The organism is Undibacterium paludis (assembly GCF_022568815.1).
In the GTDB taxonomy this organism is placed as follows: domain Bacteria; phylum Pseudomonadota; class Gammaproteobacteria; order Burkholderiales; family Burkholderiaceae_D; genus Undibacterium.
This window is the reverse complement of sequence record NZ_JAKZHX010000017.1, coordinates 84,420-108,258: the sequence shown is the minus strand read 5'-3', so window position 1 is coordinate 108,258 and position 23,839 is coordinate 84,420. Positions and strand designations below refer to the sequence as shown.

The window sequence follows — 23,839 nt, the reverse complement described above, 5'->3', positions numbered from 1 at the left end:
GCATGACACTGGTACGTACCAGCCTGTTGAATGCCATTGCCGTCATGGTCAGGATGCTGACCATGCTGGGTTTGAACAAGTTGCTGGCCGTGTATGTTGGCCCCGGCGGCTATGCCGTGATAGGTCAGTTCCAGAATGCCATCACCATGATACTGTCATTTGCCAGCGGCGCCATCGGTACCGGTGTGACCAAGTACACGGCAGAACATGGTGATGATGAAGCACAGCAGCACAAGGTCTGGGCCAGTGCCGGCCGCATCTCGCTACTCTGTTCGCTGGCTGCTTCCCTGCTCATCGCTGCATTCCACCGGCAACTGGCTATCATCCTGTTGCAGGACATACAGTATGCCAGCGTGTTTTTATGGCTGGCCGGCAGCCTGCTGCTGTTTGTCCTGAACAGTCTGCTGCTGGCCATGCTCAATGGCAAAAAAGCCGTCGGCCTTTATGTCGCAGCCAATATTGCCACCAGCATCGTCGCTCTGCTGGCAACCTGGCTGCTGGCCAGCGCCTGGGGCCTGTATGGCGCGCTGGTGGCACTGGCGGTCAATCAATCGGTAGTGGCTTTTATCAGTCTGGCAATGTGCCTGCGTACCAGGTGGTTCAGGTTCGGCCTGTTGCTGGCAAAACCCGATGCCGTCATGCTGCGCAAGCTGGCAGCCTATGCATTGATGGCTATTGTCACCGCCGTCGTCGTGCCCTTGAGCCAGGTACTGATACGCAATCACCTGGTACAGGATTTTGGCTGGCAGCAAGCCGGCTACTGGCAAGCCGTCACCCGCATCAGTGATATTTACCTGATGCTGATCACCACCACACTGACAGTGTATTATCTGCCCCGCCTGGCCGAAATCAGGGAAGCAGCCGAACTGAAGCAGGAAATCAACCGGGTCTATCGCTTCGTACTGCCGCTGACCGCCGTCGGCGCCGTCATAGTCTACCTGTTACGCGACCTCATGCTGTGGCTGGTGTTCACCGAAGAATTCCGCCCCATGCTAGATTTGCTGGCCTGGCAACTGCTTGGCGACCTGATCAAGACCGGCAGCTGGGTACTGGGCTTCGTCATGCTGGGCCGCGCATTGACCAAACCCTATGTGATTACCGAAATTGTCTTCAGCCTGTCGCTGTATGCCCTGACGATGTGGCTGACGCCGCTATGCGGCCTCAAGGGTGCCGTGATCGCTTTCTGTATTAATTATGTGTTGTACTGGGCCTGCATTGCCTGGATACTGAAAAAATATGTCTACCGCTGATACCCAACAATTCATTCAACGCAGCATGGACCGCGTCCTGGCGGCCGGAGATCTTGACACCTGCATACGCCGCGCCCGTGTGCTGGGTGAATTGTTATGGAAGAATTGTGTAGGCCAGTACGCACTGACTGAGCTGGAACATACCCTGCTACAGCGCTTCCGGTACCTGTTTACCGCACCACGGACTGCGGGAAAAAAGGCCACTTACCTGCATGTGATGACGCAGTCCTACACCAGCGCCGGCCATACCCGCGTGGTGGAGCATTTGCTGGAAAGTACTGCATTACAGGACAGTGCCGTGCTGATTACTGAAAAAGCGCCGCCTGCAACCTGGGCAAAACTCAGCACGCCTGCCCACCCCTGCATCTGCCTGCCAAAGATTGCCAACCGTCAGCAAAAAATCCAGCAACTGCTCAATCTGTTCAGCCAGTACAAGATACTGGTCCTGCATATCCACCCCTATGACATTGATGCGGTGATTGCTGCCGGTCTGGCCAGAGAGCTTTGCGGCAATACCATCTATATGTACAACCATGCCGACCATGTATTTTCATACGGCCATGGCATGGCGGACGTAGTGCTGGAACTCAGCTGCTTTGGCTGGGAGCTGAGCAAACTACGCGGCACACATGAAAAATGCGTGTTTGCCGGCATCCCGCTGAAACTGCCAGCCACTGCGGCTGAACGCAGCGACAATGGCCGGGGCCATATCACCAGCGCCGGTTCAGCCTATAAATATAAACCAGGGGGTGACTATTCTTTCCCGGCCTTTGCCGTACGCCTGCAAAAACGCACAGGCCGCCACCTGATGATCATCGGCCCCAATATCAGGACCAACTGGTGGTGGTGGAAACCTGCCTTGCAAATGGGCAAGCAGGCGACATTCCATAAACGCATGGTGTACCAGGATTATCTGCAATGCATGCAACAGGCCAGCGTCTATGTAGACAGTTTCCCGCTGACCGGCGGCACTGCCTTCCCTGAAATGGCGATCAAGGGTTTGCCCAGCTTTGGCATATTGACCGGTGCGCACGGTTATTCACCGGCTGATCAGTTCAAATCCGCCAGCCAGGAAGCCCTGCTCGATGACCTCAGCAATTACCTGAAAGAAGGTACCAGACCTGCGCTGGACCAGGCCAGTATCCTGCAAGAGATACGCGATGCCCATGCTGTAGAGCAGGTGGCAAGCCGTATCAGCCATGCAGAAATAGCGAATGATCAAGAAAAACAGGTACCCTGGCATAATCCGGCACCTATAAACTGTGATTTCTATGAGAAAATCTGGAAGACAGGAAAATTGTTTACGCCCACACTCCATAATCTGCCAGACTGGAAACTGGGGATATTGTTTTTAAGATACTGGATACAAAGCCGCCAGGCTCCAACAGCCAGGCCAGGCACCTAATTTATGATACATGTCGCAATAGTCAGCCACGGCCACGAGAACCTGCTTATCGCAAGCGGTATGGGTGGTCTGCGCGACGCCGGCGCGAATATGCATGTCTGGATCAAGGACAACCGCCCTTCATCTCTCTTGAAGGCGTATTGCCTGCAACATGGTCTGTCCTACACCGACGAACAGCCGGGCCTGGGCTTTGGCGAAAACAATAACTACCTGTTTGACCTGATCAGCAATAGCGTCGGTTTTGATGAAGGCGACACCTTCATCGTGATGAACCCTGACATCACCACCACTCCGGCGACCATACTGACACTGGTTGAGAACATGCGGCGTGACGACTTCCCGATTGCGACCATCAACCTCTACCGCGACGAGCAGCACCAGCATATTGATGCCAACATAAGGCGCTTCCCGAATGTGATTTCCTTGCTGCGCATGGTGGCGGTGCGCTCACTGTCCGAGCCATATGACAAGAAGAACATGACTGAGGCCTGTCATGTGGACTGGGCGTCCGGTGCCTTTCTGGCTTTTGATGCAGCGCACTATCGAACACTGCAAGGCTTTGATACACGCTACTTCATGTATTTTGAAGATGTCGATATCTGCTACCGCTCTTACCAGTTGCTGGGCAAGGGCATACGCTTTTATCCGAAACTCGACGCCACCCATACGGCAGCCCACAAGAACCGTAACCTGGTGTCACGTCATGCCAGCTGGTTCTTCCGCAGCTTCCTCAAATTTTTGTCGCGCCGCTATTTTGTCTACGACAGGCGGACAAACCTGCCTGCATCCGATTAAACAATGAAACAACAGATTTTGTTGACGGGCGCCAGCGGCTTTGTCGGCCAGGCTTTGGCCCAGGCTTGCCTGGCCAGCCATGCCGATCTGATTTGTCCCACCCGCAAACCACTGAACTGGCAAGCCGCCCAGATGCACAATCCCCTGATCACCGGGCTGGATGCCGACACCGACTGGTCAGCATACTTGCCGGGGATTGATATCGTCATGCACTGTGCTGCCCGTGTCCATGTCATGCGAGAGACGGCAAGCGATCCCTTGCAACTGTTCCGTCAGGTGAATGTCGATGGCAGTCTGAACCTGGCACGCCAGGCCGCCGCCGCCGGCGTCAAGCAATTCATTTACCTGAGTTCGGTCAAGGTCAATGGTGAAGCAACAGAAAACGGTTATGCCTTTGCCGCCAATGATGTCGTGCTGCCGCAGGATGCCTATGGTATTTCCAAGCACGAAGCAGAAATGGCGCTACTCAAACTGGGCAAGGACAGCGGCATGAGCGTCACCATCATCCGTCCTCCGCTGGTGTACGGCCCCGGTGTCAAGGCCAACTTCCTGAGCATGCTGCGCGGTGTCCAGCGTGGCCTGCCCTTGCCGCTGGCCAGCATACGCAACCAGCGCAGCTTTGTGTACCTTGGTAACCTGGTCAGCCTGGTCATGCATGTACGCCTGATGGAAAAAGCCCGCAACCAGGTTTTCATGGTGTCGGACGGGCGCGACCTGTCGACACCGCAACTGCTGCGCCTGTGCGCCCAGGCCATGCAAGTCAGGGCCAGGTTGTGGCCATTTCCACCGGCCTTGCTGAACCTGGCGGCAAAACTGCTGGGCAGGCAAAGTGTTGCTGACCGGCTATGTCAGTCGCTGCAGGTCGATATCAGCAAGACCCGGAATATGCTGGGCTGGTCGCCCGCCTTTACCGTAGAGCAGGGCTTGCAGGCGACTGTTGACGCAATCAGCCACACGTTACAGCCATGAATAAGTCAGTAATCACTTCGTATTTTAGTAAGCGCCATGTTAAAACGCCTTTTTGATTTCAGCCTTGCCCTGTTCGCCAGCCTGATCCTGCTGCTGCCCCTGCTCATCGTCGCCATCTGTGTCAAGCTGACTTCACGCGGGCCTATCGTTTACTGGTCTGACCGCGTTGGCCGCAACAATGCCATTTTCAAGATGCCAAAGTTTCGCAGCATGCTGATCGAAACACCGGCAGTGGCCACTCACTTGCTGGCCAATCCGGATCAATACCTGACACCCATCGGTTCTTTTTTGCGCAAATCCAGTCTCGATGAATTACCGCAATTGTGGAGCATACTGACTGGCGACATGAGCTTTGTCGGCCCGCGTCCAGCCCTGTACAATCAGGATGACCTGATTGCCCTGCGCACTGAAAAGCAAGTGCATACTATTCCACCCGGCCTGACAGGCTGGGCCCAAATCAATGGCCGGGATGAATTACCGATACCGGTCAAGGTGGACCTTGATGCGTATTACCTGCAACACCAGTCTTTCATGCTGGACTTGCGCATCCTGTTCCTGACCTTTTACAAAGTAGTACGCCGTGACGGCATTACCCATTAAGCGAGGCGGGCAACCATGATGCAATCCCTGCTCAATCTGCCGCGCCTGCAAAAACAGGTGCTGGCTGCGGTGGCAGACCTGATCTGCCTGCCACTGACTTTTATCGTGGCGATCTGGCTGCGCTATGAAACCTTTAATGCCAGCCTGTTCAATCATTACTTCTGGCTCATCGTTTCTGTACCGTTGATAGCCATACCAGTATTCATACGCATAGGCCTGTACCGTGCCGTGATCCGCTTCATCGACCAGAAAATCATCAGCGTGGTCGTCTTTGGCGTCACCCTGTCCGTGCTGTTCATGGCTTTTGTCGCCGTGATGCTGCATATCACCCCGCTGTCGCGTGCGGTATTCGGCTTTTTCTGGGCAGGCTCCATCCTCTACGTTGGCGCCAGCCGCTTTTTGGCCAGGGCCTGGCTGTTGCAGGCCGACATGGCTGAGAATGCAATCCGTATCGCTATCTACGGAGCGGGCAAGGCCGGCGCGCAGCTGGCTACAGCCCTGCGTGCCGGTGGCGAATATGTCTGCATTGCCTTCATTGATGACAACAAATCAGTGCAGGGTTCGACCATAGGCGGCGTCAAGGTCTTTGCCCCTGAAGTGCTGAAAGACCTGGCTGAGCGACACGACATACGTGAAATCTTACTGGCCATGCCCAGCATCAGCAAGACCCGGCAAAAACAGGTACTCGATAACCTGGAACCCCTGAAACTCAGGATCAAGGTCACGCCTTCAATACAAAGCCTGGTCAATGGCGAATTGCGCGTGCAGGACATCCGCGAAGTCGAGATCGAAGATTTGCTCGGTCGCGACCAGGTAGAACCTGATACCCGCCTGCTGTCCATCTGCATCACCGGCAAACGCGTGATGGTAACTGGGGCAGGTGGCTCCATCGGTTCGGAGCTGTGCCGTCAGATTTTGCGCCAGCGCCCGGCCAGACTGGTCTTGCTGGAGATGTCGGAATACGCCCTGTATGCGATCGAACAGGAATTGTCCGGCTTGCGCCAGCAATTGAAACTCGAGGTGGAAATCCTGCCCTTCCTTGGTTCCATACTCGACAGCGCCAAGCTGGACCGCATCTTCAGCACCTGCGAAGTTGAAACCCTGTATCACGCCGCAGCCTACAAGCATGTACCGCTGGTCGAACACAATCCGGCAGAAGGCATACGCAATAATGTGTTTGGCACACTATCCGTCGCCCAGGCGGCGATGACTGCCAGGGTCAAGAATTTCGTACTGATTTCCACCGACAAGGCGGTTCGCCCGACCAATGTCATGGGCGCCACCAAGCGTCTGGCTGAACTGATCTTGCAGGCTTGTGCTCGCCGTCAGCAACATACCCGCTTTTGCATGGTGCGCTTTGGCAATGTGCTCGGCTCATCCGGCTCGGTCGTGCCGCTGTTCCGCAAGCAGATCATGGCAGGTGGGCCAATCACCCTGACCCACCCTGAAATCACCCGCTACTTCATGACCATCCCCGAAGCCGCGCAACTGGTCTTGCAGGCCGGGGCCATGGGCGAAGGTGGTGACGTATTCGTCCTGGACATGGGCGAGCCGGTTCGCATCATTGATCTGGCGCGCCGCATGGTGCATTTGAGCGGACTGGAAGTCAAATCAGAAACCACGCCCGACGGCACCATAGAAATCCAGCATGTAGGCCTGCGCCCCGGCGAAAAACTGTATGAAGAATTATTGATAGGCGACAATGTGGAAGGCACTTCCCACCCGCTCATCATGCGTGCCCAGGAAAGCGAATTACCCTGGGAGCAACTGCAAGCCCTGCTGCAAGACTTGCAGGCTGCCTGCACGGCCTTTGATTATCCGCAAATCCGTGCCCTGCTGCTGCAAATAGTGGCAGAATATGAGCCACAATGCGGCATAGAAGACCTGATCTGGCAAGCCCAGCAAGTCAACACAGAAAATCAGGCAGCCCCTGGCCTGCTCCATTAAGCATACGCATAAATCAGCAAGAATTATATTGAACTGGAAAAAACCATGTCCCTACTCTCCCCCAGCATATTCAAAGCCTACGACATACGCGGCATCATCGGCAAAACCCTGGACGCTGAAGTCGCCCACCTGATAGGCCAGGCATTTGGCAGCGCCGCAATCGCCAAAGGTGAAAAAGCCGTGGTCATCGGCCGTGACGGTCGCCTGTCCGGCCCCGACCTGATCAGCGCCCTGGCCAAGGGCTTGCAATCAACCGGCGTGGATGTCATCGACCTCGGCGTGGTGGTCACCCCCATGGTGTACTTCGGCACCAATGTGCTGGGCGCGGCATCCGGCATCATGGTGACCGGCAGTCACAATCCACCCGACTACAACGGCTTCAAGATGGTGCTGGCGGGTGAAGCGATTTATGGTGACGCCATCCAAGCGCTGTACCAGGCCATTTTGAACAAGGATTTCAAACAGGGTAGCGGCAGCTACCGCACACATGACATCAAGGCGACCTACCTTGAGCGCATCATCAGCGATGTCAAAATCGCCCGCCCGCTGAAAATTGCGGTCGATTGCGGCAATGGCGTAGCCGGCGCTTATGCGGCCGACCTCTACCGCGGCATGGGTTGCGAAGTCATAGAACTGTTCTGTGAAGTCGACGGTACCTTCCCCAACCATCACCCAGACCCTGCGCACCCGGAAAACCTGCAAGACCTGATACACTGCCTGCAAACCACCGATGCAGAGATAGGCCTGGCCTTTGATGGCGATGGTGACCGCCTTGGTGTCGTCACCAAGGACGGCAATATCATCTACCCTGACCGTCAGTTGATGCTGTTCGCCGAAGACGTATTGACACGCAACCCCGGCGCGCAGATTCTGTATGACGTCAAATGCACACGCCATATCGCCCCGTGGGTCAAGGCACGCGGCGGTGTGCCGCTGATGTGGAAAACCGGCCACTCCCTGGTCAAGGCCAAGCTGCGCGAAACCGGCTCACCACTCGGTGGCGAAATGAGCGGCCACATCTTCTTCAAAGACCGCTGGTATGGTTTTGATGACGGCCTGTACGCTGGTGCGCGACTGCTTGAAATCATCAGCCGCGTGGCCGACATGAGTGCCACCCTGAACAGCCTGCCTCAGTCAGCCTCAACGCCGGAACTGCAACTGCAACTGGCCGAAGGCGAAAACTTCAAGATCATCGCCGCCATGCAGGCTAATGCCAGCTTCCCAGGTTCTGACGAAATCATCACCATCGACGGCCTGCGTGTTGAATACCCGGACGGCTTTGGCCTGGCACGTTCATCGAACACTACCCCTGTCATCGTCATGCGCTTTGAAGCAGAAAACCCGGAAGCCCTGGCACGCATACAGGACGCGATGAAACAAGCCGTGCTGGCTGTCAAGCCAGATGCTGTCCTGCCATATTAAATTTAATTTAAACCCAAAACATAAAAGCTCACCACAGAAGCACGGAGACACAGAAGAGCACAGAGAAAAACTAAAAGCGTGAAGAGTGCTGACCAAGCACTTTCACTCCAAAAGATTTTCTCTTGCTTTTCTCTGTGACTCTGTGTCTCTGTGGTGAGATTTTCGGTCTTACTACTATCGTGAAAATCCTGCTAGTTCGTGTCTCGTCCCTGGGCGATGTTTTGCACAATATGCCCATCGTCGACGACTTGCGTCGTCACTTCCCTGATGCGCGCATAGACTGGGTCGTGGAAGAAGCCTATGTGCAGCTGGTGCGCCTCAATCCCGGTGTCAGCAACATCTACCCTTTCGCCCTGCGCCGCTGGCGCAAGAGCCTGGGGCAGGCATCCACACGACAAGAAATTAAAAACTTCTTCCGCCAGTTAAGGCAAGAGCAATACGACCTGATACTCGACACCCAGGGTTTGCTGAAAACCGGCATCATCATGGGACTGGCGCACAAGACCAGAAGTGGTAAAAAAGTCGGCCTGGCCAATGGCACCGAGGGTTCGGGTTATGAAGGCATTTCCAGAATATTCCACGACACCAGCGTACCGGTAGACAAGCGCACCCACGCCGTCCTGCGCGGCCGCCTGGTCGCCGCTGTTGCTGGCGGCTATACCGTCGATAGCCCTGCCAGCTTTGGCCTGCAGGCGCCGGACATACCGGCAGAACAGCGCACCTGGTTACCTGCAACACCCTACGCCGTATTCTTCCATGGCACCGCAGGCGCCGCCAAGAAATGGCCGCGCGAGCACTGGCAGGCGATTGCTGCCGAATTGAAAAACTACGGATTACCCATACTGCTGCCCTGGGGCAGTTCCGCAGAAAAAGCCGAAGCAGAAGCCATGGCCGCCGTCATGCCCAATGCCAGCGTCTTGCCTGCACTCTCCATGCAGGCAGCAACTTTGCTCGCACAAAAAGCACGCCTTGCCATCGGTGTCGATACCGGGCTGACCCACATAGCCGCTGCCTATGAAACCCCGACCATAGAAATCTATTGCGCTTCGCCGCGCTGGAAGACTGAGGGGAACTGGTCGGACAGGATTATTAATCTTGGAGATAGTGGGGTGCCTGCGACAGTGGATGAGGTTCGAGGGGCGATGAGAACCTTAATGAGAGCAACTGGCGCATAGCAACATGTCTAGTGGCTAAGTGTAACTCCGTGCCTTTAGCAACGTCATTCCAGCGTGGTGTTAGCTGGAATCCAGTGACGTTCGTATCATATCGCATAAAGTAGCAATTCATGCTCGTGCAAATTACGAACTAGATTTTCAAATACCTTCGTAAGTTATTTACGACCACAGGCCGGGGGTAGCCCGGCAGCTACATTCTTTTCTTGTCTCGCCAAGAAAAGAATGCAAAAGAAGGCGACCGAGGCGTCGCTGCCCCCTGCGGGTGTCCCCTTTGCTGCAAGTCAAAAAATGGGAAATGCCCGAAACTCGCTACGCTCAAACAACGGTCATTTCTTAATCCATTTTCTGCCTCGCAGCAAAGGCATCGACACATCGGAACAGCAAAAAGCCAACAACAATGCAGCCAAGATTCATGCTTTCAAAGCATACTCAGTAACAACGTCCAGGCGCAGTACATTAATTTAATGTCTGGCAAATTTAGCTTGGTGCCGCAAAAGAATTGGCCGTATGAAAGGGCTGATCGAAAACATATAATCAGGGTTTTCAATATCAGCTTCAGACTTTTCAACGCTGGACCAATACCAGACAAGATAAATATGTATCTCTATATCTTGTTCAATCAAATCCAGAAAATGCTTCCAGCCTGCACTATTCAAAAAAGTCTGGCCTTCATCCAGTGCATTCCAAAATGACTGGAAAAGCATGGCTGCAAGCGTGAATTTTTCATCGTCGCTCAATTCCCCACTATCATACGCCGCAAGAAATTCATTGATTCTATTTGCATCAGCAACCTGATATTCCCAATCCTGCATGTCCCTGGTATTGGGTAAATTGAAGCGACTGGCGAGAGCATCAATGGCCGCTCTGGTAGGGAAGCGGTAAAGATGATTGAGATCGTCGTACATAGATTTAATCTGACCTAATCATTTGCAGACTGGATTGCCTACGTCGTCCAGTCTGATCAGGATTGTTGTCTCAAACCACTTCCTCAAATCTCCAACTTCCCAAACGACTTCACCAAATCATCCAGTGCCTTCAGTTGTGCCAAAAATGGTTCCAGTTTGTCCAGCGGCAAGGCGCTAGGGCCATCGCATTTAGCTTGCGCCGGATCAGGATGCGCTTCGAGGAACAGGCCTGCCAGACCAGTCGCCATGCCGGCGCGGGCCAGTTCGACGATCTGTTCGCGGCGGCCGCCGGATGCGGCTGCGCCTGATTCGCGTTGCTGCAGGGCATGGGTGACGTCAAAGATGACGGGGATGTCGTTGGTAACTTTTTTCATCACGGCAAAACCGAGCATGTCGACGACCAGGTTGTCGTAGCCAAAGCAGGTGCCGCGATCACAGAGTATCAGTTGCTTGTTGCCTGCTTCATGGAATTTTTCGACGATATTCTGTACCTGTGAAGGGCTCAGGAACTGTGGCTTCTTGATATTGATCACGCGACCGGTTTTAGCCAGTGCCACTACCAGGTCAGTCTGGCGCGCCAGAAAGGCCGGCAGTTGCAGCACATCGACGATTTCCGCCACTTGCGCGGCTTGCCATGGCTCGTGCACGTCTGTGATCAGCGGTACACCGAATTCAGTCTTGACGGCTTCAAAAATCTTCAAACCTTCTTCCAGGCCAGGGCCACGGTAGGAATGAATGGACGAACGGTTAGCCTTGTCAAAGCTGGCCTTGAACACATAGGGTATGCCCAGCTTGCTGGTGACGCGTACATATTCTTCGGCGACACGCAAGGCCATGTCTTTGGATTCAAGTACATTCATGCCACCAAACAAGACGAAAGGCTTGTGGTTGTCGACATGAATTTGCGGGGTGATGGATACGGTATTCAAGGGTATTCCTGTTCAGTAAAAATGAGGTCGTGTCTGTGTTCAAAGTGATCCTGGACTCATGCAACCCAGCGCAAATAATCTTGCCACTGCGGGTCAAATTCTGAGCTGATCTCAAATTCAATTTGCGAAAAACTGTCTGCCAGTTTTTGCGCCTTGCCAAGGGCAGCCGGGCTGTCGCTGACTTGCCAGCTCATGCTGCGCAGATTGCCGTGCAGGGTGATCTGGGTCGATATACCCTCCTGGGTTTGTGTCAGCAGGGTTTCCAGCTGGTCTTCGAATTCCCTGACCTTTTCCAGTTCATCGCTGTTGCTTATTTCTGCCTGCACTTCGAGTCGCCACAGCATGTCGGCACGGCCAACCAGGGCCATGGCTGATTCATTGCGCTGTACGAACAGCTTGTCGTCCGGGTCGGTATTGCTGACCAGTTCAAAACCTGCCCATTCATTGTCGCCGGTAGGGAAAATGGCGGTATGTTTAAGATCCTCACGCCAGAATGCGTCAAGCACCGCCGGGAACTGCGTCAGGCTGGTCGTCTGTTGACCTGTCTCTTCCTCCATGAATTCCACAGGGCCTATCTTGATGGCAAAGTCATATTCGCCGATGGCATGGTCCAGTAGTATGAAGGACATGTGTTTGGCATGATCTACAAAATCCTGAGGTATCGGTTTGCCAAACCAGAGTTGCAGGCCCACCCGGCCAGCATCGGCATAATGAGCAACCAGGATGTCTGCCGTACCCAGTGAGAAATCACCCATGGTCATGGAAAAACCTTCAGTATCGGTACGCGCCCTGAAAGCGACAACTTGTGCAAACAAATCCAGTTTGGGTGCGCTTTGCACCAGTTCCATGACCTCCTGAAAATGTTCAACAGAGCCATGTGCGGTAATGATCAGGTCATAGCGACCAGCATTCCCTTCGCTATGGTGTTGCAGCAACTCTGCAGCCACGTCGGGAAAATGCGGCTGCAGAATAGCGTTGATACCCTCCATCGCATCGTGGACTTCCTGCTTTGCCAGTTGCGGCTCAGCCTTGCTGAGTTCTTGCCAGAATATACTGGTGCTCATGAGTGTGCTTTCATGGTTGACTGTGCTCTATTGACAGATTGACATGGAATTGAAGGCGTAAATTTACCTAGCATAGCATTTTAAGAGGAATTTCTTGCGTAATAGACCTTAAGCTGCCCTTAAGTAGCCCTTAATTAGCCCTTAAGAAACATGCGCGCTGATATTGAAATTGCAAATACCTGCCCTGTCAATCAAGCCTGTTGATTCGGAAAGCATGCATGGGAAAATATTAAATTAACACCACAAATGTTATATTGATATTATTCTGCACATTTTAACCGCAAAAGCCCCCTAAAACCGTATGGTCTGCAAGCTGGCTTTGGTAAAATAGCGGGCTGAGAACTTATGCAGTAAATACGTAGTAAATTTCCTGGCGGAAAGTCGTTGCCCGACTCTCGCAGGCAAACGCGCCACCCTTCAACCTTGCCAATTCCATATCACGATGCAATTCAACCGACTCAGTGACCTGATCGCAGCAAACCAGCTCCAGGGCAAACGTGTTTTCATCCGCGCCGACTTGAACGTTCCCCAGGACGATGACGGCAATATCACCGAAGATACCCGTATCCGCGCCTCGGTGCCAGCGATACAGCAGGCTTTGCAGGCAGGTGCTGCGGTGATGGTCACTTCACATCTGGGCCGCCCGACTGAAGGTGAATTCAAGGCAGAAGACAGCCTGGCACCAGTTGCCAAGCGTTTGTCCGAACTGTTGGGTGTTGCGGTAGAACTGAAACAGAACTGGGTCGATGGCGTAGAAGTGGCGGCTGGCCAGGTGGTCTTGCTGGAAAACTGCCGCGTCAACAAGGGCGAAAAGAAAAACGATGATGCGCTGGCGCAAAAAATGGCAGCGCTGTGCGACGTGTATGTGAATGACGCCTTTGGTACTGCCCACCGTGCAGAAGCAACGACCCACGGCATCGCCAAGTTTGCTTCTGTGGCATGCGCTGGCCCGCTGTTGTCGGCTGAGCTGGATGCACTCGGCAAGGCGCTGGGCCAGCCTGCGCGCCCGCTGGTGGCGATTGTTGCCGGTTCCAAGGTATCAAGCAAACTGACTATTTTGAAATCACTGGCAGACAAGGTCGATAACCTCATCGTTGGCGGCGGCATTGCCAATACTTTCATGCTGGCATCTGGCCTCAAGATAGGCAAGTCCCTGGCAGAAGCTGACCTGGTGGAAGAAGCCAAAGCCATTATCGACATGATGGCCAAGCGTGGTGCGTCTGTACCTATCCCTACTGATGTAGTCTGCGCCAAGGAATTCGCACCAACCGCAGTGGCTACTGTCAAGGCCGTGGTTGATGTGCAGGACGATGACATGATTTTGGACATTGGCCCGGCGACAGCAGCCTTGCTGGCAGAGCAGATCAAGCAGTCTGGCACCATCGTCTGGAATGGCCCTGTCGGCGTATTTGAGTTCGACCAGTTCGGCAACGGCACCAAGGTGCTGGCGCAGGCGATTGCTGATTCAGCAGGCTTCTCGATTGCTGGCGGTGGCGATACTTTGGCCGCAATTGCCAAGTACAACATCGCCGACAAGGTAGGTTATATCTCCACAGGCGGCGGCGCTTTCCTCGAATTTTTGGAAGGCAAAACCCTGCCAGCAGTAGAAATTCTGTTGCAACGCGCAGTGAAGTAAATCAAGGCTTTTCATTTGCAGAGCTAAGAATTACAAAGTAAGTTTGAGTGGCAACGATTATTTTTGCTTGAGTTTTGCGTTGATACTTTGACGAATAATAAAACCAAACATGTGAGCGTTGCATAAGTGTAGCGAGCGACACTAGTTTGACGAATTTGAACTGCGGAAGCGCAGTCGTACTTGAGTACGACGAGCATCGCAGGCTCAAAATTGTGTCGCGCAGTAGCTTAGGCAACGCTCGCAAATAATATCTATTTTCAGGAGACCAGATGTCACGTGCCACCAAGATTGTTGCTACCATAGGCCCCGCTTCCAATGACCTGGCTACGCTCAAGCGTATGATCCATGCCGGGGTGAATGTGGTGAGGTTGAACTTTTCGCATGGCAAGGCGCAGGATCATATAGACCGGGCCACCATGGTGCGCCAGGCAGCAGCAGAGTGTGGCCGCGAAATCGCCATCATGGCTGATTTGCAGGGCCCTAAAATCCGCATCGGCAAATTTGAAAATTCCCGCATCAATCTCGACAACGGTGACAAGTTCATTCTCGATGCAGACTGCACGCTGGGCAACCAGGAACGTGTCGGACTTGATTACAAAGCCTTGCCACGTGATGTTAAAACTGGCGATCTGCTGTTGTTGAATGACGGCCTCATCGTGCTCGTCGTTGAAAAAGTCGTCGGCAATGAAATCCATACTGTCACAAAAATAGGTGGCGAACTCTCGAACAACAAGGGCATCAATCGCCAGGGCGGTGGCCTGACAGCACCGGCGCTGACCGGCAAGGACATGGAAGATATCAAGACCGCGATGTCTTTTCAGGCCGATTATGTGGCCGTGTCTTTCCCCAAAAATGCAACTGACATGGAAATGGCAAGGCAACTCTCGAATATCGCGGGTGAGCCTTATAACCACAAGCCCATGATGATCGCCAAGATAGAACGTGCAGAGGCGATACCGCTGCTGCAAGAGATACTGGATGCATCCGACGGTATCATGGTTGCCCGTGGCGATCTGGCTGTGGAAGTTGGCAATGCTGCCGTACCTGCCCTGCAAAAACGCATGATCAAGATGGCGCGTGCTTCCAACAAGGTCGCCATTACAGCCACCCAGATGATGGAATCCATGATCGTCAATGCCGTGCCTACCCGTGCTGAAGTGTCCGACGTGGCCAATGCGGTACTTGACGGCACGGATGCCGTCATGACTTCGGCAGAAACGGCATCCGGCAAATACCCGATAGAAACCGTGGAAGCGATGTCGCTGATCTGCCTGGAAGCTGAAAAATTCCAGGAAAACAAGCTCGATGCCGACTTCTTGAATATGACCTTTACCCGTATCGACCAGTCCATCGCCTATGGCGCGCTGTTCACAGCCCACCATCTGGGTGTGAAAGCCATCGTGGCCCTGACAGAATCGGGTTCCACTGCCTTGTGGATGAGCCGCCACAGTGTTGATGTGCCCCTGTTTGCACTGACACCGAGTGTGGCTACCCAGCGCAAGGCGGCGCTGTACCGCAATGTCCAGACCTTCAACCTGCCTTACTCCGCCGACCGCGAAGTGGTGTTGAAGGCTGCTGAAACCGTCTTGCTGGAACATGATGTCGTTGACAAAGGTGACATGATCGTCGTCACCTGGGGTGAACCCATGGGCCAGGTGGGCGGCACCAATGCCATGAAGATTGTCAGAGTAGGTGAAAACTGAACATGGCAAGGACAAAGATTTTTTTATAAAGCAATCTGGAGTTAATTATGCCACTCGTATCCATGCGTCAATTGCTGGACCACGCCGCCGAAAACGGCTACGGTCTGCCAGCTTTCAACGTCAACAACCTGGAGCAAGTCACCGCCATCATGCAGGCCGCCGATGAAGTGGGCGCACCTGTCATCATGCAGGCGTCTGCCGGTGCCCGCAAATATGCTGGCGAAGCCTTCCTGCGTCACCTGATCGAAGCGGCGGTAGAAGCTTACCCGCATATTCCTGTCGTCATGCATCAGGACCATGGCCAGTCGCCTGCAGTCTGTATGGCAGCCATCAAATCCGGCTTCACTTCGGTGATGATGGATGGTTCTTTGATGGAGGATGGCAAGAGCGTCGCCAGCTATGAATACAATGTCGAAGTGTCACGTGAAGTGGTCAAGTTTGCCCACTCCATCGGCGTCACGGTAGAAGCGGAACTGGGCGTACTCGGTTCCCTCGAAACCATGATGGGCGACAAGGAAGACGGCCACGGTGCCGACGGTAAAATGACGCGCGAACAATTGCTGACTGACGTGCAGCAGGCTGCCGACTTCGTCAAGCAGACACAGTGCGACGCATTGGCGATTGCGATTGGTACTTCCCACGGTGCCTACAAGTTCTCACGCAAGCCTACCGGTGACATCCTGGCAATCGACCGCATCAAAGAGATTCATCAACGTATACCTAACACACACCTGGTGATGCACGGTTCGTCTTCTGTACCGCAAGAACTGCTGGATGAAATCCGTCAGTTCGGTGGCGACATGAAAGAAACCTATGGCGTGCCTGTGGAAGAAATCGTCATCGGCATCCAGAACGGCGTGCGCAAGATCAACATCGACACCGACATCCGTCTGGCGATGACAGGCGCGATCCGTCGCTACATGTTTGAGAACCCATCCAAGTTTGATCCACGCGATTATTTGAAACCAGCACGCGAAGCAGCGAAGCTGGTCTGCAAGGCACGTTATCTGTCCTTCGGCTGCGAAGGACAGGCAGGCAAAATCAAGCCTATGCCTTTGGAAAAAGTGGCAGAGCAATACAAGAAAGGCGCTTTGGCGCAGATCGTAAATTAATGTAGTTTGTGCCGTCATTCTGGCGTTTGCCAGAATGACGGATTGCAGGGTTTAGACAAAATTGTTTTGTGCGTGTCCGGTGAGTCACCGTGATATTCCCTCCCCTTCAAGGGGAAGGGGCAAACAAGCAACTCATCAACAATTTTGTGTAAACCCTATCTGACGAAATAAAGAAATCCCTCATGACTACGCAAATCAATTCCACTCTGCATTCCCTGCCTTTGCTGGGCCGTGGCAAGGTACGTGACAATTACGCTGTCGGCGACGACAAATTGCTCATCGTCACCAGCGACCGCCTGTCCGCCTTCGATGTCATCATGAATGAACCGATACCTGACAAAGGCCGCGTGCTGAACCAGATGGCAAACTTCTGGTTTGAAAAACTCGGCCACATCGTGCCTAACCACCTGACCGGCATCGCGCCAGAATCCGTGGTGGCAGCAGATGAAGTGGCACAAGTCAAAGGCCGTGCAGTTGTCGCCAAACGCCTGAAACCCATCATGGTTGAAGCCGTGGTACGTGGCTACATCATCGGCTCTGGCTGGAAAGATTATCAAGAGACAGGCGCAATCTGCGGCATACAATTGCCAGCAGGCTTGCCACAGGCAGCCAAGTTGCCAGCGCCTATCTTCACCCCTGCTGCCAAGGCAGAAATGGGTGAGCATGACGAAAACATCAGCTATGCAGAAACCGAACAACGCATAGGCGCAGAACTGGCCGCCAAAATCCGCGACATCAGCATACAGCTCTACACCGAAGCCGCAGAATACGCCGCCACCCGCGGCATCATCATCGCCGACACCAAGTTTGAATTTGGCCTCGATGACAATGGCGTACTGCATTTGATGGATGAAGTGTTGACTGCCGATTCTTCCCGCTTCTGGCCTGCGGATTCTTATGCTACCGGCATCTCGCCACCGTCTTTTGACAAACAGTTTGTGCGTGATTACCTAGAAACCATCACCAGCTGGAAAAAGACGGCACCAGCACCAGCCCTGCCGGATGAAGTCGTGCAAAAAACTGCCGCCAAATACCGCGAAGCGCTGGAACGCCTGACTGGTGAAAGCCTGAAGGACTGATGATGACTACGAATAATAAAGTTGTCGTCGGCGTCGTCATGGGCTCATCCTCAGACTGGGATGTCATGCAAAACGCCGTCGCCATCCTCAAGGAATTTGGCATAGGCTTTGAAGCCAAGGTTGTCTCTGCCCACCGCATGCCCGATGAAATGTTTAGCTATGCAGAAACCGCCCGCGAGCGTGGCCTGCGCGCCATCATCGCCGGTGCCGGTGGTGCCGCCCATTTGCCAGGCATGATCGCCGCCAAGACTATCGTGCCGGTACTGGGTGTGCCTGTGCCATCCAAATATCTGCGTGGCGAAGATTCATTGCTGTCCATCGTGCAAATGCCCAAGGGCATACCGGTATCGACCTTTGCAATAGGCGAGGCAGGCGCAGCCAATGCAGCGCTGGCCGCGATTGCGATGTTGGCGACGACCGATAATGCATTGGCAGCCAGATTGATCGAGTTCCGCGAAAAGCAAACGCAAGTTGCACGCGATATGGTGTTGCCGGTTTAGTTTTCGTTATTTGAGGCAGGCTTCGCAGGTTGGGTTAATCTCGTAGGTTGGGCTACGCCTTATCAGCCCAACACTCGACGTTTAAATAAGGTATACGCTTATTGAGGTCCGGCCCAATCTACGCTCAGCTTCAACCTACAAGATAAGCCACATCAACACCCGTACCACCTTTGCCTCACCCACCCGGCAAAAACAAGCCAAGTTTGAACACATTCACTACCATGAACAATCATCCACAGCCACGCCAGCCATTGCTACCCAACACCCCCGCCAGTTGCCTCGGCATCATGGGTGGTGGCCAACTGGGCCGCATGTTTGCACAAGCCGCGCAAGCCATGGGTTACCAGGTTGCCGTGCTGGAGCCAGAAGCCGGCTGCCCCACTGCGCAAGTTGTGGGCCAGCATATCCAGGCCGGCTATGAAAACCACCCCGGCCTGATGGCACTGGCAAAGGCCAGCAAAGCCATCACCACCGAGTTTGAAAACGTCCCGGCAGAAAGTTTAAAGCTGCTGGCGCAAACCAGTTTTGTCGCTCCGGCTGCTGCCTGCGTCTCCATTGCGCAAGACCGCCTTGCAGAAAAACATTTCTTCACCCGCTGTGGCGCGACCACGCATGTGTACCCGGCACCGCATTGGGGTATCACCAGTCAGGATGATGTGGCCAAGGTCAGCGACGATCTCTTGCCCGGCATTTTGAAAACCGTGCGCATGGGTTATGACGGCAAAGGCCAGGTCCGTGTGCGTGACCGCGCAGAACTTGCCGCTGCCTTTGCAGGAATGAACGGCCAGACCTGCGTGCTCGAAAAAATGCTGTCACTGGCCTACGAAGTGTCCGTCCTCGTTGCCCGTGGTGTTGATGGTGAAGCAGTCGTTTACCCGATTGCAGAAAACGTCCACCGTGACGGCATCCTGTTTACCACCATCGCCCCCAGCACCCATGTGTCGGCAGATGTCGCCAGCAAGGCGCAGGCGGCTGCACTGCACATCATTGCCGAGATGGGCTATGTAGGCGTGCTGTGCATAGAATTTTTTGTGTTGAAAGACGGTAGCCTGGTCGTCAATGAAATGGCGCCGCGCCCGCACAATAGCGGCCATTACACGATAGACGCCTGCATCACCAGCCAGTTTGAGCAGCAGGTGCGTGCGCTGGCGCAATTGCCGCTGGGCGACGTGCGCCAGCATTCACCAGCCGCCATGCTCAATATCCTCGGCGACATCTGGTATGAAGGCGACACCGACACCATGCGCGAACCCGCATGGGACAAGGTACTGGCCCTGCCGGGCGCCCACCTGCACCTGTACGGCAAGGCAGAAGCCCGCCGCGCCCGCAAGATGGGCCACGTTACTTTCACTGCGCCGACCATGGCAGAAGCCCAGAGCAATCTCGGCAAAGCCTGCTCCATCCTCGGCATTGCTGCACCGGAGTGGGCATGAAGCCAGTCGCCTGTACCCCCTGCGCCATTGCCGAAGCGGCAGAAGCACTGGAACGCGGGCTGCTGGTCGCCTTCCCGACTGAGACCGTCTATGGTCTCGGTGCTGATGCCGAGAACCCTAAGGCAGTCGCCAACATCTACGCCGCCAAGGGCAGACCATCGAATCATCCCGTCATCGTCCACGTCGCCCCTGGTGCTGACATAAGCTATTGGGCCAAGGACATCCCGGCAGAGGCGCAGCAGCTCATAGATGCCTTCTGGCCTGGCCCACTGACCCTGATCTTGAAGCGTGCTGACCATATCCCAGATGCAGTCTCAGGCGGGCAAGACACCGTGGGCATACGCTGCCCATCGCACCCCGTCGCACAAGAACTCTTGCGCGCCTTCAAAGGCGGCAAAGGTGGTGTCGCTGCACCATCAGCCAACAAATTCGGCCACGTCAGCCCCACCATGGCAGCGCATGTGGAAGAAGAATTCGAGCAAGAGATACAACCCGGCGGCCTCATTGCCCACATACTCGACGGCGGCCAGAGCGATGTCGGCATAGAATCGACGATTGTTGACCTCAGCCGCCTCGCCACCAACGGCCCCGTGCTGCTGCGCCCCGGCCATATCACGGTCGCCCAAATGGCCGCCGTGCTGGGCACAACACCCGCAGCACCAGACGCCGCCGCCCCACGCGCTTCCGGCACGCTGGATGCTCACTATGCACCGCATACACCAGTGATTTTGGTTGAAGCCGCCGAGCTCGACGACACCGTCAACCGCCTGCACGCCAAAAACAAAAAGCTCGCCCTCATGAGCTACCAGGCCCATCCTGCCATCCATGCAGAAGCTTGGCGCCACCTGCCCGCCGACCCGGTAGGCTACGCCCACGACCTCTATGCAGGCCTGCGTGAACTCGACCATGCCAACGCTGATCTGATCCTGGTAGAAGCCCTGCCACAAGACAAAGACTGGCAAGGCGTGAACGACCGCCTGCGCCGCGCGGCGTTTGATTCGCGGGATATATTACAAGCCTTACTTGACAATGCCTGATCAGAAAAAAGCCAGCCAGCTAGCCCAGGAAGGCCTGGCTCATTGGGAAAAAGCCGAGCTGGGACTTGCAACACAAAAAACAGAAGAAGCCATCGCTGTTGCTGACCAAAATCATTGGGCCACGTCTGATTATCATGGTCAGTTGGCAGGCATTTATGCTCAGGCAGGCCGAAACGACAAAGCGCGGCTCCACTATGAAAAAGCACTATTCCTTCAATTGCGTGCTGGTGAACAAGAAGGCGGTATTGCCATCATCGTAGGCAGATATTTTCTGGCAATGCACTTGCTGAAAATGGGGCTCGAAAATGAAGCATTGGACGCACTACAGCCTTCATTACGCGCCGCTCCTACCCATTGGCTGAACGGCGTTGCCAATGCTCACATTCTATACACACTGCGTAGATTTACAGAGGCAAAAGCAGCAGCACAATTGGCCATAGCGCATGCACCTTCGCCAGAAAAAGTGGAGCAATTGAGGGACGATTTGAATGCGATGCTTGAAGATACTTCATGCGCAGCAGGCGGCTAGGTAGACAGCAGGGTGCGTTTTAACGCACCGATTTAGTATTGCTACTTTTTTCGTTTTACCATCACAACTGGTGCGTTACAACGCACACTACAACTTTTATGGTTGATGCAATCGCTCACGTCTTTCTTCGTCTTCTGGTGTCTATCCTTACTGGAGCGGCTGCAATGGCATTCGTCATGTTGTCCGGCTTTTTTGGAGGTGGTGGTGGCGGAGGCATTTTCTTTGCGTGCTCACTGACGCTTATTTTGCTGGGTTGGTCACTATTACCCGCGATCAGGGTAGCTCGTGTATTGGCGATTCTGATGGGCCTTGCCTGGATATGCCTGGGTGTATCCTTTGCTTTTTTTGGCGCTCCGTCCGTCAAGGGCTGGTTGTTGGCACCGTGGCTGCTGGCAACGCTTTGCAATCTGGCCTGGCTGAAAAAAGACCCGCCCAAATATTGGAAGGACAGCCAGCAGTGTGCGTCATAACGCGTCGATTTTTGCATTGCCACTTTTTTCGTTTTACTATCACAACTGGTGCGTTGCATCGCATACGTGCTGCACAGACTATTCGCGGCTGAAGCCGCTCCTACAGCCAGTAGGGTGCGTTTTAACGCACCGATTTTTTGTCACCACTATCTTCGTTTTACCATCAAAACTGGTGCGTTGTAACGCACCCTACTTGCTGATTTTACCGTGGCAGAGCAAGTCGTCAATGCCTTTGTTGCACGCGTCAAAACCCGTTCTGTTCTGGCCATGTCTCCCATCATTGTCATGCATCCGCTCGGTAAGCCTGAAAGCGGCTTTACCCAGGTCGAGGGACGGGCTTTTCGTGAACTGGCGTTTGGCGCTGGTGCGTACAAAGTCGTACTCTGGTACGGCGGCGAACTGACTGATCAGGAAATACTGTCCGGCCAATATCCTTCCCATGGGCGCGTTCTTGAGTGATGTGATTGGTCATGCAAGCCATTGCGATTAACCTGTGCAAAAAAATCTACACCACTCATCCCACTCATCCATTCACCATGCCAGCGCTATTCCCTTGCACGCGATTTTCCAATTGCAATTGCATGTCCCCAATCACAAATTGATGCATGGTCTTGATCACTTTTTCTATGAAGTAGGATGAAATGCGCCTGGGGAATATGCGGTTTTCATAATAGGTCACCATATTGACGATGCTGTGCTCACCGTCAAGCTGTTCCACTTCTATATAGCCGCCCCGCAGCTTGATGGTGTGCTGGTAGCGTATGCTTTGTTCGATAATCTCAAACTCTATGCGGTGTTGATCGACAATGTTCGTGATCCTTTTGGTGAGGTAACCGCCATCGCTGTATTTGCAGCGGCAGGTATCACCAACTGCTGCGTACTTGCCTTCGACCTCCTGCGGCACAGGCAGGCTTAATCTGAGCAGCCACGAAGCCTGTTTTTTGACGTGCTCATAAAAGCCGACTTTTTGCCAGACATCGGCCTTGCTTGCAGCGATGCGTATGCTGGTCACTGCGCTGCTGGTGGTTTGCTGTGTCATGATCTATCTCGCTTTATGTTGAATAGCTACTGTTGAACTTCAAAATCACTGCTTCATTTACACGGGGGAATGGGCGGCAAATAATGCTATGCAGCCCACAGTCCTTACTTCGACGACCTTGTATCGTTTGCTCAGTTCTGTCTTCAACTGCTGCGCCGAATCCTGAGCACCATTGATGACCCTGAGTTGATGCAGAAGAAAATAGACGAGGCGGCTCAGCATGGTTTTGTGAATGCCCTGGTTTAATATGGTGTAGCCAAATACCTTTGCACCAGGCTTCATCAGTGGTTTGATAGAGTCAAACACCACTCCTTTTTGCGTCATGTCGCCAGGTATGCAATGCAAGAGTCCCCCGAGCGCAATTGAATCAAATTGGGCAGCGGTAGTCTTGATTGGCTCAAGCGCATTGCAGCGGTAAGTTTCTGGTTCAAAGCGGTCTATCCTCGCGGCGGTGTAATCGAGGCAGTTTTGCTGCAGATCAAATAAGCCTATGCGCACCTCGCCGGGCAGGTAGCCGCAGCGGTCAAGAAAGTAGCCGGTGCCAACTCCTATATCCGCATGATTTGGCGACATCATGAGGCTGTACAGATCGGCGAAGTGCTCGCCACCGCAGCGCCAGACATAAGGTGCCAGCACCTTGTAAATCAAGAAGTCGTAGCACCGTAGAAAAAAAACGCTATAAATTCGTGCGCCGTCCTCCGGTGTTCTACTGGAAATGATGCTACTGTTCATGGGCCGCCTCTGATATGGATGGTATGGGTAAAGGTGATATAGGCTGTATGCCGCTGAGTGCATCGACATCCCGGAATCACCATCCATACTTTGCAATTGGCGTGCCAC

General features: G+C 54.0%; 24 protein-coding genes. 19 read left to right on the top strand and 5 right to left on the bottom strand.

Translation table 11 applies throughout. The annotated features are described in order from the left end of the window. Positions 1–2: 2 nt before the first annotated feature. The 9 genes from LZ463_RS24685 to LZ463_RS24645 all read left to right on the top strand — a co-directional run bounded on the left by LZ463_RS24685 (position 3) and on the right by LZ463_RS24645 (position 10,028). The gene (locus LZ463_RS24685) at positions 3–1,250 is read left to right on the top strand and encodes an O-antigen translocase (RefSeq protein WP_241458967.1); all 1,248 of its coding nucleotides are present in this window, start codon (positions 3–5) and stop codon (positions 1,248–1,250) included. Beyond that, a complete protein-coding gene (locus tag LZ463_RS24680; RefSeq protein WP_241458966.1) occupies positions 1,237–2,655 on the top strand; it encodes a hypothetical protein in 1,419 nt (472 codons plus the stop codon). Before LZ463_RS24685 ends, LZ463_RS24680 begins: the two co-directional genes overlap by 14 nt. 3 nt (positions 2,656–2,658) lie before the next feature. After that, complete coding sequence (locus tag LZ463_RS24675; protein ID WP_241458965.1) at positions 2,659–3,450, top strand: glycosyltransferase family protein; 792 nt, start codon at positions 2,659–2,661, stop codon at positions 3,448–3,450. Between the two features lie 3 nt (positions 3,451–3,453). Then, positions 3,454–4,419, top strand: a complete 966-nt coding sequence (locus LZ463_RS24670) for a UDP-glucose 4-epimerase family protein (protein WP_241458964.1) — start codon at positions 3,454–3,456, stop codon at positions 4,417–4,419. A gap of 36 nt (positions 4,420–4,455) precedes the next feature. Beyond that, complete coding sequence (locus LZ463_RS24665) at positions 4,456–5,019, top strand: sugar transferase (protein WP_241458963.1); 564 nt, start codon at positions 4,456–4,458, stop codon at positions 5,017–5,019. 18 nt (positions 5,020–5,037) lie between these two features. Then, on the top strand, positions 5,038–6,966 hold the full coding sequence (locus tag LZ463_RS24660) for a nucleoside-diphosphate sugar epimerase/dehydratase (protein ID WP_241459000.1): 1,929 nt from the start codon (positions 5,038–5,040) through the stop codon (positions 6,964–6,966). A gap of 45 nt (positions 6,967–7,011) precedes the next feature. After that, positions 7,012–8,388: a phosphomannomutase/phosphoglucomutase gene (locus tag LZ463_RS24655; RefSeq protein ID WP_241458962.1), complete on the top strand. Its 1,377-nt coding sequence runs from the start codon at positions 7,012–7,014 to the stop codon at positions 8,386–8,388. Positions 8,389–8,567: 179 nt separating this feature from the next. Continuing rightward, entirely contained in the window at positions 8,568–9,563 is a 996-nt protein-coding gene (waaC, locus tag LZ463_RS24650) for a lipopolysaccharide heptosyltransferase I (RefSeq protein WP_241458961.1), read from the top strand. Positions 9,564–9,785: 222 nt separating this feature from the next. Continuing rightward, a complete protein-coding gene (locus tag LZ463_RS24645; RefSeq protein WP_241458960.1) occupies positions 9,786–10,028 on the top strand; it encodes a hypothetical protein in 243 nt (80 codons plus the stop codon). On the opposite strand, the gene LZ463_RS24640 is transcribed toward LZ463_RS24645, so the two are convergent. The 3 genes from LZ463_RS24640 to LZ463_RS24630 all read right to left on the bottom strand — a co-directional run bounded on the left by LZ463_RS24640 (position 10,025) and on the right by LZ463_RS24630 (position 12,461). Beyond that, positions 10,025–10,468, bottom strand: coding sequence for a hypothetical protein (locus LZ463_RS24640; protein ID WP_241458959.1), 444 nt, complete (start codon positions 10,466–10,468; stop codon positions 10,025–10,027). The two genes, LZ463_RS24645 and LZ463_RS24640, sit on opposite strands and share 4 nt — an antisense overlap. A gap of 83 nt (positions 10,469–10,551) precedes the next feature. After that, positions 10,552–11,397: a 3-deoxy-8-phosphooctulonate synthase gene (kdsA, locus tag LZ463_RS24635; protein ID WP_277624168.1), complete on the bottom strand. Its 846-nt coding sequence runs from the start codon at positions 11,395–11,397 to the stop codon at positions 10,552–10,554. Positions 11,398–11,453: 56 nt separating this feature from the next. Beyond that, positions 11,454–12,461 (bottom strand): hypothetical protein, encoded by a 1,008-nt coding sequence (locus tag LZ463_RS24630; RefSeq protein WP_241458958.1) that lies wholly within the window; start codon positions 12,459–12,461, stop codon positions 11,454–11,456. Positions 12,462–12,903: 442 nt separating this feature from the next. Here LZ463_RS24630 and LZ463_RS24625 point away from each other — a divergent pair, with 442 nt between their 5' ends. From LZ463_RS24625 to LZ463_RS24580, 10 genes are all read left to right on the top strand, one after another. Further along, the gene (locus tag LZ463_RS24625) at positions 12,904–14,097 is read left to right on the top strand and encodes a phosphoglycerate kinase (RefSeq protein ID WP_241458957.1); all 1,194 of its coding nucleotides are present in this window, start codon (positions 12,904–12,906) and stop codon (positions 14,095–14,097) included. Positions 14,098–14,366: 269 nt separating this feature from the next. Then, positions 14,367–15,800: a pyruvate kinase gene (pyk, locus tag LZ463_RS24620; RefSeq protein ID WP_241458956.1), complete on the top strand. Its 1,434-nt coding sequence runs from the start codon at positions 14,367–14,369 to the stop codon at positions 15,798–15,800. A 47-nt stretch (positions 15,801–15,847) separates the two neighbouring features. Further along, positions 15,848–16,912 (top strand): class II fructose-bisphosphate aldolase, encoded by a 1,065-nt coding sequence (gene fba, locus LZ463_RS24615; protein WP_241458955.1) that lies wholly within the window; start codon positions 15,848–15,850, stop codon positions 16,910–16,912. 182 nt (positions 16,913–17,094) lie between these two features. Next, positions 17,095–17,991: a phosphoribosylaminoimidazolesuccinocarboxamide synthase gene (locus LZ463_RS24610; RefSeq protein ID WP_241458954.1), complete on the top strand. Its 897-nt coding sequence runs from the start codon at positions 17,095–17,097 to the stop codon at positions 17,989–17,991. A 2-nt stretch (positions 17,992–17,993) separates the two neighbouring features. Then, on the top strand, positions 17,994–18,491 hold the full coding sequence (gene purE, locus LZ463_RS24605) for a 5-(carboxyamino)imidazole ribonucleotide mutase (protein ID WP_241458998.1): 498 nt from the start codon (positions 17,994–17,996) through the stop codon (positions 18,489–18,491). Between the two features lie 221 nt (positions 18,492–18,712). Further along, a complete protein-coding gene (locus LZ463_RS24600) occupies positions 18,713–19,924 on the top strand; it encodes a 5-(carboxyamino)imidazole ribonucleotide synthase (protein ID WP_241458953.1) in 1,212 nt (403 codons plus the stop codon). Then, positions 19,921–20,961 (top strand): L-threonylcarbamoyladenylate synthase, encoded by a 1,041-nt coding sequence (locus tag LZ463_RS24595; protein WP_241458952.1) that lies wholly within the window; start codon positions 19,921–19,923, stop codon positions 20,959–20,961. The genes LZ463_RS24600 and LZ463_RS24595 overlap by 4 nt, the downstream gene beginning before the upstream one ends. Next, positions 20,954–21,490, top strand: a complete 537-nt coding sequence (locus LZ463_RS24590; RefSeq protein ID WP_241458951.1) for a tetratricopeptide repeat protein — start codon at positions 20,954–20,956, stop codon at positions 21,488–21,490. Before LZ463_RS24595 ends, LZ463_RS24590 begins: the two co-directional genes overlap by 8 nt. Before the next feature lie 164 nt (positions 21,491–21,654). Beyond that, positions 21,655–21,960: a hypothetical protein gene (locus tag LZ463_RS24585; protein ID WP_241458950.1), complete on the top strand. Its 306-nt coding sequence runs from the start codon at positions 21,655–21,657 to the stop codon at positions 21,958–21,960. Positions 21,961–22,167: 207 nt separating this feature from the next. Further along, the gene (locus tag LZ463_RS24580) at positions 22,168–22,419 is read left to right on the top strand and encodes a hypothetical protein (RefSeq protein ID WP_241458949.1); all 252 of its coding nucleotides are present in this window, start codon (positions 22,168–22,170) and stop codon (positions 22,417–22,419) included. Positions 22,420–22,483: 64 nt separating this feature from the next. Here LZ463_RS24580 and LZ463_RS24575 read toward each other — a convergent pair whose 3' ends face one another. Further along, entirely contained in the window at positions 22,484–22,999 is a 516-nt protein-coding gene (locus tag LZ463_RS24575; RefSeq protein ID WP_241458948.1) for an SRPBCC family protein, read from the bottom strand. 57 nt (positions 23,000–23,056) lie between these two features. Beyond that, positions 23,057–23,635: a class I SAM-dependent methyltransferase gene (locus tag LZ463_RS24570; protein WP_241458947.1), complete on the bottom strand. Its 579-nt coding sequence runs from the start codon at positions 23,633–23,635 to the stop codon at positions 23,057–23,059. Positions 23,636–23,839: the final 204 nt, after the last annotated feature.